This window comes from Ideonella sp. (assembly GCF_035254525.1).
Classification (GTDB): Bacteria; Pseudomonadota; Gammaproteobacteria; order Burkholderiales; family Burkholderiaceae_C; genus Ideonella.
The window spans coordinates 54,752-70,531 of the sequence record NZ_DATFAN010000119.1 but is presented as its reverse complement, the minus strand read 5'-3'; the positions used below and the strand labels follow the sequence as shown (position 1 = coordinate 70,531).

Annotated in this window: 15 protein-coding genes; 4 read left to right on the top strand and 11 right to left on the bottom strand. The window is 69.8% G+C overall.

All coding sequences use genetic code 11. The annotated features are described in order from the left end of the window. The coding region (groL, locus tag VJ693_RS12025) for a chaperonin GroEL (RefSeq protein WP_324154405.1) at positions 1-1,441 on the top strand (1,441 nt) is incomplete at its 5' end. 83 nt (positions 1,442-1,524) lie between these two features. Continuing rightward, a complete protein-coding gene (locus tag VJ693_RS12020; protein WP_324154403.1) occupies positions 1,525-3,759 on the top strand; it encodes a patatin-like phospholipase family protein in 2,235 nt (744 codons plus the stop codon). Positions 3,760-3,762: 3 nt separating this feature from the next. On the opposite strand, the gene VJ693_RS12015 is transcribed toward VJ693_RS12020, so the two are convergent. The 9 genes from VJ693_RS12015 to VJ693_RS11975 all read right to left on the bottom strand — a co-directional run bounded on the left by VJ693_RS12015 (position 3,763) and on the right by VJ693_RS11975 (position 12,824). Next, a complete protein-coding gene (locus VJ693_RS12015) occupies positions 3,763-4,671 on the bottom strand; it encodes a c-type cytochrome (protein WP_324154401.1) in 909 nt (302 codons plus the stop codon). Between the two features lie 114 nt (positions 4,672-4,785). Continuing rightward, on the bottom strand, positions 4,786-5,691 hold the full coding sequence (locus VJ693_RS12010; protein WP_324154399.1) for a hydroxymethylglutaryl-CoA lyase: 906 nt from the start codon (positions 5,689-5,691) through the stop codon (positions 4,786-4,788). Positions 5,692-5,695: 4 nt separating this feature from the next. Beyond that, positions 5,696-7,720, bottom strand: coding sequence for an acetyl/propionyl/methylcrotonyl-CoA carboxylase subunit alpha (locus tag VJ693_RS12005; RefSeq protein ID WP_324154397.1), 2,025 nt, complete (start codon positions 7,718-7,720; stop codon positions 5,696-5,698). After that, on the bottom strand, positions 7,713-7,868 hold the full coding sequence (locus VJ693_RS12000) for a hypothetical protein (protein WP_324154395.1): 156 nt from the start codon (positions 7,866-7,868) through the stop codon (positions 7,713-7,715). The genes VJ693_RS12005 and VJ693_RS12000 overlap by 8 nt, the downstream gene beginning before the upstream one ends. Positions 7,869-7,882: 14 nt before the next feature. Further along, positions 7,883-8,536 carry a DUF4126 domain-containing protein gene (locus tag VJ693_RS11995; protein WP_324154414.1) on the bottom strand — a complete coding sequence of 218 codons (654 nt, stop codon included), beginning with the start codon at positions 8,534-8,536 and terminating at the stop codon, positions 7,883-7,885. 10 nt (positions 8,537-8,546) lie between these two features. Next, positions 8,547-9,335, bottom strand: coding sequence for an enoyl-CoA hydratase/isomerase family protein (locus VJ693_RS11990; RefSeq protein ID WP_324154394.1), 789 nt, complete (start codon positions 9,333-9,335; stop codon positions 8,547-8,549). Positions 9,336-9,638: 303 nt separating this feature from the next. Then, on the bottom strand, positions 9,639-10,022 hold the full coding sequence (locus tag VJ693_RS11985) for a hypothetical protein (protein WP_324154392.1): 384 nt from the start codon (positions 10,020-10,022) through the stop codon (positions 9,639-9,641). Positions 10,023-10,027: 5 nt separating this feature from the next. Further along, a complete protein-coding gene (locus tag VJ693_RS11980; protein WP_324154390.1) occupies positions 10,028-11,650 on the bottom strand; it encodes a carboxyl transferase domain-containing protein in 1,623 nt (540 codons plus the stop codon). A 1-nt stretch (position 11,651) separates the two neighbouring features. Next, on the bottom strand, positions 11,652-12,824 hold the full coding sequence (locus VJ693_RS11975) for an isovaleryl-CoA dehydrogenase (protein WP_324154388.1): 1,173 nt from the start codon (positions 12,822-12,824) through the stop codon (positions 11,652-11,654). A gap of 143 nt (positions 12,825-12,967) precedes the next feature. Between VJ693_RS11975 and VJ693_RS11970 the strand changes: the two genes are divergently transcribed. Continuing rightward, positions 12,968-13,714 (top strand): helix-turn-helix domain-containing protein, encoded by a 747-nt coding sequence (locus VJ693_RS11970; RefSeq protein WP_324154386.1) that lies wholly within the window; start codon positions 12,968-12,970, stop codon positions 13,712-13,714. Here VJ693_RS11970 and VJ693_RS11965 read toward each other — a convergent pair. After that, positions 13,711-14,835, bottom strand: a complete 1,125-nt coding sequence (locus VJ693_RS11965; protein ID WP_324154385.1) for an acyltransferase family protein — start codon at positions 14,833-14,835, stop codon at positions 13,711-13,713. The two genes, VJ693_RS11970 and VJ693_RS11965, sit on opposite strands and share 4 nt — an antisense overlap. A 95-nt stretch (positions 14,836-14,930) precedes the next feature. On the opposite strand from VJ693_RS11965, the gene VJ693_RS11960 reads away from it, so the two are divergent. Further along, a complete protein-coding gene (locus VJ693_RS11960; RefSeq protein WP_324154383.1) occupies positions 14,931-15,182 on the top strand; it encodes a DUF2789 domain-containing protein in 252 nt (83 codons plus the stop codon). Positions 15,183-15,184: 2 nt separating this feature from the next. Here the strand turns inward: VJ693_RS11960 and VJ693_RS11955 are convergent, their stop codons facing one another. Continuing rightward, positions 15,185-15,655, bottom strand: coding sequence for an Lrp/AsnC family transcriptional regulator (locus tag VJ693_RS11955; protein ID WP_414652266.1), 471 nt, complete (start codon positions 15,653-15,655; stop codon positions 15,185-15,187). Positions 15,656-15,780: the final 125 nt, after the last annotated feature.

The window sequence follows — 15,780 nt, the reverse complement described above, 5'->3', positions numbered from 1 at the left end:
GGGCGCCCAGATGGTCAAGGAAGTCGCTTCCAAGACCAGCGACAACGCCGGTGACGGCACCACCACCGCCACCGTGCTGGCCCAGGCCATCGTGCGCGAAGGCATGAAGTACGTGGCCGCCGGCATGAACCCGATGGACCTGAAGCGCGGCATCGACAAGGCCGTGCTGAGCCTGACGGAAGAGCTGAAGAAGGCCTCGAAGCCCACGACCACCAGCAAGGAAATCGCCCAGGTCGGCACGATCTCGGCGAACTCGGACGAGTCGATCGGCAAGATCATCGCCGACGCGATGGACAAGGTCGGCAAGGAAGGCGTCATCACCGTCGAAGACGGCAAGAGCCTGAACAACGAGCTGGACGTCGTCGAAGGCATGCAGTTCGACCGCGGCTACCTGTCGCCCTACTTCATCAACCAGCCCGAAAAGCAAGTCGCGCTGCTCGAGAACCCGTTCGTGCTGCTGTTCGACAAGAAGATCAGCAACATCCGCGATCTGCTGCCGACGCTGGAAGCCGTCGCCAAGGCCGGCCGCCCGCTGCTGATCGTCGCCGAGGAAGTCGAAGGCGAAGCGCTGGCGACCCTGGTGGTCAACACCATCCGCGGCATCCTGAAGGTCGTCGCCGTCAAGGCCCCGGGCTTCGGCGACCGGCGCAAGGCCATGCTGGAAGACATCGCCATCCTGACCGGCGGCAAGGTCATCGCCGAAGAGGTGGGCCTGTCGCTCGAGAAGGTCACGCTGGCTGACCTGGGCCAGGCCAAGCGCGTCGAAGTGGCGAAGGAAAACACCACCATCATCGACGGCGCCGGCGCCGGCGCGGACATCGAAGCCCGCGTCAAGCAGATCCGCATCCAGATCGAGGAAGCCACCAGCGACTACGACCGCGAGAAGCTGCAAGAACGCGTGGCCAAGCTGGCCGGCGGCGTGGCCGTCATCAAGGTCGGTGCCGCCACCGAAGTCGAGATGAAGGAGAAGAAGGCCCGTGTCGAAGACGCGCTGCACGCCACCCGTGCCGCCGTCGAGGAAGGCATCGTGGCCGGTGGTGGCGTCGCGCTGCTGCGCGCCCGCCAGGCTGCCGGCACGATCAAGGGCGACAACGCCGACCAGGACGCCGGCATCAAGCTGGTCCTCAAGGCCATCGAAGCCCCGCTGCGCGAGATCGTCTACAACGCCGGTGGCGAAGCCTCCGTCGTCGTGAACGCCGTGCTGGCCGGCAAGGGCAACTACGGCTTCAATGCCGCCAACGACACCTACGGCGACATGATCGAGATGGGCATCCTGGATCCGACCAAGGTGACCCGCACCGCGCTGCAGAACGCCGCGTCCGTCGCCTCGCTGATGCTGACCACCGAAGCGATGGTTGCCGAAGCGCCGAAGGACGAAGCCCCGGCCGGCGGCATGCCCGGCGGCATGGGTGGCATGGGCGGCATGGGCATGGACATGTAAGTCCCGCCCGAGCTCCTGCTCGAAGCGAAAGGGCCACCGCGAGGTGGCCCTTTTCTTGTGCCGATGCGGCAACAATGCCGGCCATGTTGAAGATGGTGATGGGCCTGCTCGCGGCCCTGCTGGCGTTCGGTGCCGCGGCACAGCAACCCGATCGCCCCCTGAATCGTCCTCGCGTGGGCCTGGTGCTCTCGGGCGGCGGCGCGCGCGGGCTCGCGCACATCGGCGTGCTGAAGGTGCTCGAGCGCGAACACGTGCCCGTCGACGTGATCGCCGGCACCTCGATGGGCGCCATCGTCGGCGGCCTGTACGCCAGCGGCATGAAGGCCGACGAGATCGAGCGCGAGCTGAAACGCATCGACTGGAACCGCCTGTTCGCGCCGCGCGTGAGTCGGCAGCAGCTCTCGCAGCGGCGCAAGGAAGAGGACTTCGAGATCGCCAGCGCGATCGAGCTGGGCATCGACGTGGACGGCGAATTCCGCGCACCGCAGGGCGCCGTCTCGAGCCGGGGCCTCGAGACGCTGCTGCGCCGCTTCACGCTGCCGGTGCGCGCAGTGCAGAAGTTCGATCAGCTGCCGATCCCGTTTCGCGCCGTGGCCACCGACATGGAAACCGGAGACGCCGTCGTGCTCGGCGACGGCGATCTCGCGATGGCGCTGCGCTCGAGCATGAGCGTGCCCGGCGTCTTCCCGCCGACCGAGGTGGGCGGCCGCGTGCTGGGCGACGGCGGGCTCATCAACAACGTGCCGGTCGACGTGGCACGCGCGATGGGCGCCGACGTCGTGATCGCCGTCAGCATCGGCACGCCGCTGGCGCCGCGCGAGACACTGAACTCCGCGATCGGGCTGACCGCGCAGATGATCAACATCCTGACCGAGCAGAACGTCAAGCGCAGCCTGGCCTCGCTGACGGCCGGGCACGACGTGCTGATCGCGCCGGACCTCGGCTCGTTGAGTTCGAGCGATTTCGACCGTGCGGCCGATTTCATCCAGCTCGGCGAGCAAGGCGCCGAGCGGCAGCAAGCCCAGCTGGCCGGCCTCGCGTTGCCCGGCCCGGCCTACGCGGCCTGGCGCGCCGAGCGCCACGGCGGCGAGGTGCCGAACCCGAAGCTGGCCTTCGTGGCCTTCGAAGGCACGACCATCACCAACCCGGCCCGTTTCGAGGCGCAGCTGAAATCGCAGCCGGGCCAGCCCTTCGAGGCCGCCAACGCCGCCGCGGATGCGAGCCACCTGGCCGCCAGCGGCGACTATGTGCGCGCCGATTACCGCCTCGTCGACACCACCAGCGGTGCGACGGGCCTGGTGTTCGATCTGGAGGACAAGCCCTGGGGGCCGAACTACCTGCGCGTGGGAATCGACCTGGCGACCGATTTCGGCGGCCAGAGCGCCTTCAACATCAAGATCAGCCACAACCGCCACTGGCTCACCCCCAACGGCACCGAGTGGCGCAACCGGCTGCAGATCGGGGAGGTGCCGCAGCTCTTCAGCGAGCTGTACCACCCGCTGAACTGGACGATCGGGTTGTCGAACGACTGGTTCGTGGCCGGTTGGGGCCTGGCCGAACGGCGCGTGTTCTCGCTGTACCGCGCCGACGCCGGCCCGGAGATCGGCCAGCTGCGCCGCACCACCGGCCGCATCGGCATCGACCTCGGCCAGCCCTGGGGCAGCCTGGGCGAGCTGCGCCTGGGCCTGACGCACCAGGCCGGGCGCACCGAGCCGACGCTGCTGGCCGCCGACTATGGCGGCCCGACCGACGCCGAGACCTGGAACGAGGTGGCCGTGCGCGGGCGCGTGGTGGTCGACCAGCTCGACTATGCGAACTTTCCGCAATCGGGGTACCGTGCGGAAGCCGAGGCCCAGGTGGGGCGCCGCCACCACGGCGGCACGCAGAGCCTGTCGCGGCTCGAGGCACAGCTCACCGCGGCGCGCAGCTGGGGCTCGCACACGCTGAACGTGTACGGCCTGGTCCAGGCCTCCGATGCGCGCGCCGACGCGATCGTCGGCCAGTACGCGCTCGGCGGCTTCCAACAACTGTCGGGCTACCGGCCCGGCCAGCTGGCCGGCAACGCGCTGCTGTTCGGCCGCCTGAACTGGTACTGGCGCCTGGCCGAGCCGCCGGTGTTTGCGCGCGGCTTCTACGTCGGCGCATCGCTCGAGGCCGGCAACGCGTGGGCCAACCGCCACCAGATGCGCCTGACGGACCTGCGCGGCGGCGGCAGCCTCTACCTTGGCGCCGATACCGGCATCGGGCCGATGTTCCTCGGCCTGACCTGGGCCCCCGAGGGCGAGGCCGGCATCGCCTTGCTGATCGGCCGCCCCTGAAGCCTAGCGTTGCCCCGCCGGCCGCGGCGGCAAGGTCTGCAGGTAAAGGCGGATCGCGTCGAGGTCGGTGTCGTTCAGCGCACGCAGCGTTTGGAAGGGCATCACCGAGCTGATCGCGCTGCCATCGGGTCGCTTGCCGGTGCGCATCGCCCGGCGGAAGGCTGCCGTGTCGGCATAGCGCGGCAACACGCTGCCATCGCCAGGTGTCAGGTTGGCGGATGGTGGCCAGTCGGGCGGTCCACCGGGAATCGTGCCGCCCGACATGCCGGCGCCGTGGCAGCCGATGCACATCTGGGCCACGTAGCGGCCGTGCTCGACCGTCACGCCTTCGGGCACCGGCTGCGAGGGTGGCAGGGCATGGTCGATCTTCTCCGCCGCGTCGGGGATCACCCCGAACCCGTAGAGCACGCGCACCGGCAGCGGCAGCCGGAACTCTGCCGGGCCGCCGGCGGCTGGCGCCAGCGATCGCACATAGGCCACCAGCGCGCCGACGTCGGCGTCGGTGAGGCGGCTGTAGTCCTCGCTCGGCATGATCAGCAGCGGCCGTCCATCCGGCTTGATGCCGTGCCGCACGGTCCGCTCCCAGTCGGCCGGGGTGTAGGTGGCGGTCACCGAACCCGGGCCGGGGCTGATGTTGGGCGAGCGGGCGTACAGGCCGCCGCCGGGTTCGTCGATGAACGGGCGCCCGGCTCCATCGGGCCCGTGGCACTCGGCGCAGCCGCGCGAGGCGAACAGGTAGCGCCCGCGGGCCAGTGCGGTGTCGCCGCCCGGCACGGCGAGCTCATACGCTGGTTGGGTGATCTTGCGCGCGAGTCGCTGGTCGGATCGCATCACGCCCCAGGCCACCGCCCCCGCGCTGAGCAGCAGCACGCCGCCCACGCCCCACAGCATCCAGCGCATCCAGGCCTTCATGGCACGCCCCTCCAGGCTTCGAATCGCACCATGCTGCGCCGGCGCACACCCGCCTGCATCGGGACTTGCCAGTGCATCCGCGCCCACCCGTCGCCGGGCGCGCGCGGGTCCCGGTCAGCCCCGCTTGGCCAGCAGGGCGCGCGCGACGCGCGAGCCGTTGGGCTGGCCCAGCGCGGCGCGGATGGCCTGGCCGGCGTCGATCAGCTTGTCGAGGTCGATGCCCGTCTCCAGCCCCAAGCCCTGCAGCAGGTAGACCACGTCCTCGGTGGCGACATTGCCGGTCGCGCCCTTGGCATAGGGGCAGCCGCCCAGGCCCGAGATGCTGGTGTCGAAGCTGGCGATGCCCATCTCCAGGCTGGCGTAGACGTTGGCCAGCGCCTGGCCGTAGGTGTCGTGGTAATGACCGCTGACCTCGGCCAGCGGGAAGTGCTTCAGCGCGGCTTCGAGCGCCCGCTGCACCTTCTTCGGCGTGCCGACGCCGATCGTGTCGGCCACGCCGACGTGCTGCACGCCGATGCCCTTCATCAACCGCGCGACCAGCTCGACCCGCTCGGGCGCGATCTCGCCCTCGTACGGGCAGCCGACCGCGCACGAGATGGCGCCGCGCACCCTGATGCCGGCCGCGCGCGCGGCCTCGGCCACCGGCGCGAAGCGTTCGATCGACTCGGCGATCGAGCAGTTGATGTTCTTCTGGCTGAAGGCTTCGCTGGCCGCGCCGAAGACGACGATCTCGTCGGGTTGGCTCAGCGCAGCAGCCTCGTAGCCCTTCATGTTGGGCGTCAGCACCGAGTAGCGCACGCCCGCCTGGCGGTGGATGCCGGCCATGACCTCGGCGTTGTCGGCCATCTGCGGCACCCACTTCGGGCTGACGAAGCTGGTGACCTCGATCTCGCGCAGGCCCGCCGCCTGCAACGCATGCACGAGCGCGATCTTGTGCTCGGTGGCGACCGGCTGCTTCTCGTTCTGCAGGCCGTCGCGCGGGCCGACCTCGACGATCTTGACGCGGCTGGGCAGGTTCATGGTGTCAGGTCTCCGACAGTCGAAGCAGTTCACCGCCTTCGGCGACCTGGTCACCGACGGCGTACATCAGCTCGGTCACCGTGCCGGCGCGCGGCGCGGTGATCGTGTGCTCCATCTTCATCGCTTCCATCACCGCGAGCGCCTGCCCCGCGCTGACGGTGTCGCCCGCCTTCACGTGGAAGGCGATCACCTTGCCGGGCATCGGCGCGGTCAGGCGGCCTTCGGCGGCGGCGTCGCCGGCGTGGGCGATGGGGTCGATCTCCTGCAGCTCCAGCGCACCGGTGGCCCCGAAGACGGCAACGCGCTCGCCTTGCAGGTAGACCGACAGCGTGTGGCGCTCGCCGGCCAGCGTCACGTCGTAGCGGTCGCCGCCCAACGGCCGCGTGGCCAGCGGCCAGCTGTCGGCGCCGATGGCCAGCCGCAGCGCGCCGTCGTGCAGGCGCTCGAGTGTCGCGACGTGCTGGGTCTTGCCGTGTTGCAGGTCGAAGCGCCGGCGCGCACCGCCGTGGATACGCCAGCCATCGCGCCGGGACCAGGGGTCAGCGCTCTCGAGCGCGACTTCGGCCGCCACCTGCTGCGCCACCACGCCGGCCGCGGCCACCTCGAGCGGCAGGCCCGGCGCATCGAACAGCACGGCGCGCTCGCGCTCGATCAGCGCGGTGTCGAGGTCGGCGGTGGCAAACGAGGAGCTCGCGACCACCCGGCGCAGGAAGGCCACGTTGGTCGCCAGACCGACGATGTGCGTGTCGCGCAGCGCCGCATCGAGCCGGGCCAGCGCCTGGGCGCGGTTCTCGCCCCAGACGATCAGCTTGGCGATCATCGAGTCGTAGTAGAGGCTGATCGCGTCGCCCTCGCGCACGCCGGCGTCCACGCGCACCGAGGCGGGCTCGTGGAAACGCTCGGCATCCGCGTTGCGGCGGAAGGCCACGTGCTCGGGCCAGCGCAGCACCGCCAGCGTGCCGGTCGCGGGCAGGAAGTTCGCATCCGGGTTCTCGGCGCAGATGCGCGCCTCGATCGCGTGGCCGTGGATCTTCAGTTCCGACTGCTTCGCCGGCAGCGGCTGGCCCGCGGCCACCCGCAGTTGCCACTCGACCAGGTCGTGGCCGGTGATGGCCTCGGTCACCGGGTGCTCGACCTGCAGCCGGGTGTTCATCTCCATGAAGTAGAAGCGCAGGTCGCCGTCGCCCACTTCCTCGGCGATGAACTCGACCGTGCCCGCGCCGACGTAGCCGACCGCCTTGGCCGCCGCCACCGCCGCCGCGCCCATCTCGGCCCGCCGCTCGTCGCTCATGCCGGGGGCGGGCGCTTCCTCGAGCACCTTCTGGTGGCGGCGCTGCACCGAGCAGTCGCGCTCGAACAGGTACACGCAATCGCCCAGGCTGTCGCCGAAGACCTGGATCTCGATGTGGCGCGGCTTGGTGACATAACGCTCGACCAGCACGTGGTCGTCGCCGAAGCTGGCCTTGGCCTCGCGCTGGCACGAGGCGAGCGCGGCGGCGAAATCCTCGGCCCGTTCGACGCGCCGCATGCCGCGCCCGCCGCCGCCGGCGCTGGCCTTGATCAGCACCGGATAGCCGATGCGCTCGGCCTGCCCGGCCAGGAACAGCGGGTCGTTGTTGTCGCCGTGGTAGCCCGGCACCAGCGGTACGCCGGCCTTTTCCATCAGCGACTTGGCGGCCGACTTGCTGCCCATCGCCGCGATCGCGGCGGGCGGCGGGCCGATGAAGACCAGGCCGGCCTCGGCACAGGCGCGCGCGAACTCCTCGTTCTCGCTCAGGAAGCCGTAGCCGGGGTGCACCGCTTGCGCGCCGGTGGCCCGGGCGGCATCGAGGATGCGCGGCCATTGCAGGTAGCTGTCCTTGGCCGCGTTGCCGCCGATGTGCACCGCCTCGTCGCAGGCCCGCACGTGCCTGGCGTTCGTGTCGGCATCCGAGTAGACGGCCACCGTGCGAACGCCCAGGCGCCGCGCGGTCTCGGCGACGCGGCAGGCGATCTCGCCGCGGTTTGCAATGAGGATCTTCTTAAACACGGTCGGCTCCCGCGGCTCGATCGCCGCTCGCTTCGCTCGCCACGCGATGTGGTTGCGACATCACGTCGGCTTTGCCGACATGAGTCTTCACCGCAACAGCCCCGAGGCCGTTGTCGCCGCGGTTGGCGATCAGGATCTTCTTGAACATCGATTCGTCTTTCGTCAGGCGCGCGCAGCGGACGCACCGAAGTGTTGGCGTAAGCGGCCGGCCAGGCCGCGAACGAACCTGAAGAGCAGCACGATCAGCGCGGCCATCACGACCAGCGCGACGGCCAGCGCGGCGAAGAACAGCACGGGGTGCGCCCAGGCGAGCCACAGCATCGCCGGCACGGCGGCATCGCCGAGCAAGGACAGGCCGAGGTTGGAGAACGGCTCGGGCGAGGTGTTGACCGCCGCGCGCGTGGTCGCCTTGGCCACATGCGCGGTCGCGGCCAGCCCGCCGCCCAGCAGCGCGGCGGCAAGCGTCCAGGTGCCGGCGTCGGCCCCGAACACCCCCGCCGCCAGGGCCGCGCCGGCCGGGATGCGGATGAACGTATGCACGGCATCCCACAGCGAATCGACCCAGGGCAGCTTGTCGGCGAAAAACTCGACCCCCAGCATCAGCCCGGACGCGATCAGCAGCGCGGGGTGCTGCAGAACCTGCAGGCCGGCAGGCAGCGTGACCCAGCCCAGCCAGCCGGCCAGCCCGGTGAGGAAGACCACCGCGTACAGGCGCAGGCCACTGGCCCAGCCCAGCGCCGCGGCCAGCGCGACGAGTTGCGTCGTGTCCAGGCCGGATGCGGCGTGGACGATGGCCGGCGGCAGGCTCAGCTCCATCGCGGGTGCGTCATCCAAGCCACGAAGGCGCACGCTTGCCAAGGAAGGACTGCACGCCCTCCTTGCCTTCGGCGCTGGCACGAATGTCGGCGATGCGGCGCGCGGTGTCGGCGCGCAGCTCGGCGGTGATCGGCTGCCCCGCCACGTCCTGCACGAGGTGCTTGCAGGCGCGCACCGCCGCCGGGCCGTTGGCGGCGAGCGCCTTGACGATGTTGCCCACGGCCGCGTCGATCGTCTCCGGCGCGGTCAGCTCGTGCACGAAACCCAGACGGTGCGCCTCGGCGGCGGTGAAGCGCTCGGCGGTCGTGAAATAGCGCTGCGCGGCGCGCTCGCCCAGCGCCTTGACCACATACGGCCCGATGGTCGCCGGCAGCAGGCCGAGCTTGGCCTCGCTCAGGCAGAAGGCCGCCGCGTCGCTCGCGACCAGCACATCGCACACCGCCGCGAGGCCGACGCCGCCAGCGTAGCAGTCGCCGTGGACGCGGCCGACCACCGGCACCGGGCAGCTGTAGATCGCCCACAGCATCTCGGCCAGCTTCTCGGCATCGGCGCGGTTCTGCTCCCACGAGTAGTCGGCCATCGCCCGCATCCAGTTCAGGTCCGCGCCGGCGCAGAAAGCCTTGCCCTGCCCGGCGAGGATGACGGCACGCAGTTCCTTGTCTTCCGCGAAACCACGGAACGCCGCTGTCAATTCGGCAATGACGCTGTCGTTGAAGGCGTTGCGGACGTCGGGGCGGTTGAGCCACACCTCGGCGACGTGTGGGGATGGGCGCTTGATGTCGAGCGTTGGCGTGGTCATGGGGTGTGCCTGCAAAGGTGGGAGCGAGCCGAGGCGCCGGGGTGAGGGGCTCCGTTCATGTCCCCCGCCGCCAACCTGCGGTTGACGGCTCCTCCTAGTACTTCACTGCGCCCCTCACCCCACCCCCTCGGCAGGCAGCGGTATTGGCGCGCAACGAGCAGAGAAGCCCGTGCCTGATCGGGGGGATGGGGTGCCCCCTGCAGCGAAGTATTAGGAGGAGCCGAGCGCCGCAGGCGATCGGCGGGGGACATGAGCGGAAGGGGGCACCCCGGCCCCCCGATCCCGCGCCAACCGTGGAGCGACTCATTCACGCCGATATGCCCCAATCGTTTCCGCGGAGCGCCAAGCGGGTGGTTCCTCGAAGGTGCCCCAATACTCGGTGATCTCGGCAATCAGCGCGCCCTCGAAGCGAAACAGCGAGTTGGCGAAGAAGCGATGCTCGCCATGGGTGACCTCGATCGCCGAGTGCACTCGGCCATCGGTGAGCTCGTTCACTTCGATGACGCGGATCGACCACCCCTCCGGGTAGATCGACTGCACCTTGATCGCCGCGTCCGCGTCATCGAAGTGCTCACCCGAAGTCGGCCAATGCAACGCGGCATCGTCACGCAACAGCGCGCGTGCGCCAGCCCAGTCACGCGCCTCGAAGCGCTGCCACAGAGCATGGACGATGTCGACCGGCGCCATCGTCATCACATCCGGAAGACGCCGAACTTCGCGTCGGGGATCGGGGCGTTCAGCGATGCCGACAAACCCAGCGCCAGCACGCGGCGCGTGTCCACCGGGTCGATCACGCCGTCGTCCCACAGCCGCGCGCTGGCGTAGTAGGGGTGGCCCTGCACTTCGTACTGGCGGCGGATCGGCGCCTTGAAGGCTTCCTCTTCGTCGGCGCTCCACTGCCCGCCCTTGGCCTCGATGCCGTCGCGGCGCACGGTGGCCAGCACGCTCGCGGCCTGGTCGCCGCCCATCACGCTGATGCGCGCGTTCGGCCACATCCACAGAAAACGCGGCGAGTAGGCGCGGCCGCACATGCCGTAGTTGCCGGCGCCGAACGAGCCGCCGATGATCACGGTGAACTTGGGCACGTTGGCGCAGGCCACGGCGGTTACCATCTTGGCGCCGGCGCGGGCGATGCCCTCGTTCTCGTACTTGCGGCCGACCATGAAGCCGGTGATGTTCTGCAGGAACACCAGCGGCACCTTGCGCTGGCAGCACAGCTCGATGAAGTGCGCACCCTTGTTCGCACTCTCGGCAAACAGGATGCCGTTGTTGGCGACGATGCCGACCGGCATGCCCTCGATCCAGGCGAAGCCGCAGACCAGCGTGGTGCCGTAGCGGGCCTTGAACTCGTCGAACTCGGAGCCATCGACGACGCGGGCGATGATCTCGCGCACGTCGAAGGGCTTGCGGGTATCGGTGGGGATCACCGCGAGCAGCTCGTCGGCGGCGTACTTCGGCGGCTGCGGCTCGCGCAGCGCCACCGGCACGTCCTTGCGCCAGTTCAGGCTGCCGACGACCTGGCGCGCCAGCGCCAGCGCGTGCAGGTCGTTCTCGGCCAGGTGGTCAGCCACGCCGGACAGGCGCGTGTGCACGTCGCCGCCGCCGAGGTCTTCCGCGCTGACGACCTCGCCGGTCGCCGCCTTCACCAGCGGTGGGCCGCCGAGGAAGATCGTGCCCTGGTTCTTGACGATGATGGTCTCGTCGCTCATCGCCGGCACGTAGGCGCCGCCGGCCGTGCACGAGCCCATCACCACCGCCACCTGCGGAATGCCTTGCGCCGACAGGTTGGCCTGGTTGTAGAAGATGCGGCCGAAGTGGTCGCGATCGGGGAAGACCTCGTCCTGGTTCGGCAGGTTGGCACCGCCGGAATCGACCAGGTAGACGCAGGGCAGCCGGTTCTGCTGCGCTATCTCCTGCGCCCGCAGGTGCTTCTTGACGGTCATCGGGTAGTAGGTGCCGCCCTTGACCGTCGCGTCGTTGCAGACGACGATGCACTCGACGCCACCGATGCGGCCGATGCCGGCGATCATGCCGGCCGCCGGCGCGGCGTTCGAGCCGTCCTTCTCGGGGTACATGCCGAGTGCAGCCAGCGGCGCGATCTCGAGGAACGGCGTGTCGGGGTCGAGCAGCATCTCGACCCGCTCGCGCGGCAGCAGCTTGCCGCGGCCCAGGTGCTTGGCGCGCGCGGCCTCGCCGCCGCCTTCGGCGATCTTCGCGAGCTTGGCATTCAGGTCGTCGACCAGCGCGCGCATCGCGGCGGCGTTGGCCTTGGCATCCTCGCTGCGCGGGTTGAGCTTCGAGACGATGGTCGCCATGTCAGCAGGTCTCGGCGAACAGCTCGCGGCCGATCAGCATGCGGCGGATCTCGCTCGTGCCGGCGCCGATCTCGTACAGCTTGGCGTCGCGCCACAGCCGGCCGGTGGGGAACTCGCTGGTGTAGCCCACGCCGCCCAGCGCCTGGATCGCCTCGCCGGCCATCCAGGTGGCCTTCTCGGCGGTGTAGAGGATGACGCCGGCAGCATCCTTGCGCAGCGTGCGGGCGTGGTCGCCGCGGTCGCACGCTTGCGCGACCGCGTAGCCGTAGGCGCGGCAGGCCTGGAAGGTGGAGTACATGTCGGCCAGCTTGCCCTGCATCAGCTGGAACTCGCCGATGCTCTGCCCGAACTGCTTGCGCTCGTGGACGAAGGGCACGACCACGTCCATGCAGGCGGCCATGATGCCCAGCGGGCCGCCCGAGAGCACGACGCGCTCGTAATCCAGCCCGCTCATCAGCACCTTGGTGCCCTGGCCTTCGACACCCAGCACGTTCTCGGCCGGCACCTCGCAGTTGTCGAAGAACAGCGGGTAGGTGTTGGAGCCGCGCATGCCGAGCTTGTCCAGGTGCTCGCCCTTGCTGAAGCCCTTGAAGCCCTTCTCGATGATGAAGGCGGTCATGCCGCGCGCGCCCAGCTCGGGCTCGGTCTTGGCGTAGACCACCAGTGTGTCGGCATCGCCGCCATTGGTGATCCACATCTTGCTGCCGTTGAGCAGGTAGCGGTCGCCCTTCTTCTCGGCCTTGAGCTTCATGCTGACGACATCGGAGCCGGCGCCGGGCTCGCTCATGGCCAACGCGCCGACATGCTCGCCCGAGATCAGCTTGGGCAGGTACTTCTTTCTCTGCGCCTCGTTGCCGTTGCGGTTGATCTGGTTCACGCACAGGTTCGAGTGCGCGCCGTAGCTCAGGCCCACCGAGGCGCTGGCGCGGCTGATCTCTTCCATCGCGACCATGTGGGCGAGGTAGCCCAGCGGCGTGCCGCCGTAGGCCTCGGGCACGGTCAGGCCCATCACGCCCAGCTCGCCGAGCTGGCGCCACAGGTCGGCCGGGAAGAGGTTGTCGCGGTCGATCTGCGCGGCGCGCGGGGCGATCTGGCCTTGGGCAAAGTCGCGCACGGCCTCGCGCAGCGCGGCGATGTCCTCACCCAGCGGGAACGAGAAGGTGGATTCGAACATCGGGGGCTCCTGGTGAATCGAGTTGAGCGTGTCTCAATAATGACCCGGCGCCGTCGAAGAAGCAGACTGCGCAAGGTATGTCGACGCGAAATCTATCAGCCGCCGGCTTGCACCGCAAGGGATTGTTGAGTAATACTCAATTCATGTCGACCCGCGCCCACCGCCGCCCCGCCACCAGCCCCGCGGCCGCCCCGGCCGTACGCCGCCCCTTGGCAGGCGCGCGGGGCGAACAGCGCACGCGCGACATCCTGCGCGTCGGCCGCGAGGTGTTTGCCGAGAAGGGCTATGAGCGCGCGACGACGACCGAGATCGCGCAGCGCCTGGGCGTCTCCGAAGCCACGGTGTTCACATACTTCCACGGCAAGCGCGAGCTGTGCGTGCGGGTCATCACCGACTGGTACGACGAGATCATCGCGGCCATCGAGGCCGGGCTGCCGCGCGAGCAGCCGGCCCGCATGCAACTCGACTGGTTCGTGCGCACCCACCTGCGCCTGTTCCTGATCCAGGGCACCGGGATGTGCGCGCTGGTGCTCTCCGAGGGCCGCAGCAAGGGCCAGGATTTCAGCGAGGTGCTGCTGCCGCTGCAGCGCCGCTACACCGCGCCGCTGATGGACCTGCTCGCCCGCGGCCAGGCCCGCGGCGAATTCCGCAGCGACCTGCCGCTGCGCCTGCTGCGCCCGCTGGTGCTGGGGCCGATGGAGCACATCCTGTGGGAGGCCGTGGCCCAGGGCGGCGAGGCCGCCGGCGCTGGCAAGCCGATCGACATCGATGCCACCGCCAGCGCCGTCTCGGCGATGCTGTGGAGCGCACTGCAGGCCCCCGGCGCCGAGCTGGCCGCGCTGCGCGCGCTGCGCGCCGACGTGGCCGAGGCGCTTCGACGGGCAGGCTAGTGCTCGAGGGCCCGGTGCATCGCCGCACCCGAGGCCAGGCTCAAGCCCCACGCCAGCACCATGCCCAGCCCGTTCATCTCGGGCGACTCGGGCCACAGGCTGTTGACCACCGCGCCGGTGAGCAGGATCACCGGGTAGTGCAGCAGGAACACCGGATAGGACACGCGCGACAGGAAGCCCAGCAGCGCCCGCCCGGCGCGCGCTGGCGCGGCACGCAGGCTCGCCGGCTCGGGCACCAGGCACAGCAGCAGCGCGGTCGCCCCGGCCAGCGCGATGCGGCTGCGCCACTCGACGACCAGCGCGATCCCGATGATCAACGCGAGGCCCAGCGCCGCGCCTTCGCGCCCACCCCGCGCGCCGCGCGCCCAGCGCGCCAGCACGCCCAGCCCGTAGGCGCCCGCGAAGTACGCGGCGTAGGCGTCCAGCGAGGGCTCGAGGTTCCACCACAGCAGCGACAGCAGCACCAGCGCGACCAGCACCGCCGTCGCGGTCGACGCGCGCCGCGCCGTGTGGCCCGGCAGGCCGCGCAGTGCCGCGGCCAGCACCACCAGCAGCGCGAAGAGCTGGAAATCGACTGCCACGTACCAGAAGCCGGCCGACAGCGAATCGAAGCCCATCACGTCCTGCATCAGCGCAATGTGCGCCGCGAGCTGGCCCGGCTCGGGCGCGGCAGGGATCGTCGGGTGATCGATCAGGCCCCGCGCCGCCCAGGCCGCGACGATCACCGCCATCACCGCCAGCAGGTAGGGCCGCGCGAGCCGCTGGTAGCGCCGCCACACCTGGCCCGGCACGTCGCGCCAGCCGACCTTGGGTGGCAGCCCGGGCGACGGCCACAGCGAATTGGCGGCGAGGAAACCGCCGACGACGAGAAACACCTGCACGACCAGGCGCGCGTGTTGCGCCAGCAGATCGAGCAACTCGGGCGCGAGCGAGCGCGCCACGTCGCACATCGGGCCGTACAGGGCCAGGTGATGCCAGACGATCAACTGCGACGCCAGCGCCTTGGCCAGGTCGATCCAGGCCGACGGCAGCAGCGCATCGCGATGGCGCGGCAGCGTGGCCGGAATGAATTGGGGCCGGGCGCTGCCTTGCGCCGCGGCGTCGGTAATCGGTAATCTCACAACAGGGCTTTGGATGGGCGGGCAGGGCCGCTCGGCGGCGCGGAACATACCATCGTCACCGACGGACATCCGCAACTCCTTGCAACGGAGATCTCATGGACCAGCCTGTCCACTCGCTCGCGCAACTCTTCGCCCAGCTCGGGCTGCCGGACGATGCCGTGTCGATCGAGCGCTTCGTGGCTCACCATGCGCCCTTGCCAGGCGACGTGATTCTGCCTGACGCGCCGTTCTGGACCGAATCGCAGGCCGCCTTCCTGCGCAGCGCCTGGAAGAGCGATGCCGACTGGGTCGAACTGGTCGACACGCTGGACGCGATGCTGCGCCAGCCGCCACGCGCCGCGGCCTGAGTTCAACCCGGCGGAAGCGGCAAGGCGGTTTCGTACTTCACTTCCCGCAACACGACGTTGGTGCGGATGCTGGACACGCCCTTGAGCTTGAACAGGCGCTCCTGCAGGAAGCGATCGTAGGCCTTCATGTCGGGCACCACCACCTTGATCACGTAGTCGGCTTCGCCGGTGATGCTGGCGCACTCCATGATCTCCGGGCTCGCGAGCGCGAGGCGCTCGAAATCCTCCACCGCACCGTCGGTGTGGCGCACCAGCGAGACGTGGGCCCAGACGCAGATCGCCAGGCCGAGCTTCTCGCGGTCCATCAACACCACCTCGCGGCGGATCACCCCGCTTTGCTCCAGCTCCTTCAGCCGGCGCCAGACCGGCGTGGCCGACATGCCGACGGCCTCGGCCAGCTGCTGTGCACTCTGGTGGCCCTTGCGCTGCAGGACATCAATCAGCCGGCGCGTCGTGCGGTCGAGTTCGATCATTTCGATTTTCTGCTTTCGCGGAAACAAACAAGCTCAAGAATAGTCGAATCGGCGTCGATGGGGAACGACACGTTTCCAGTTGATGGGGAGAATCGACGCCACCATTTGCCCTTCATCAAGCGCCG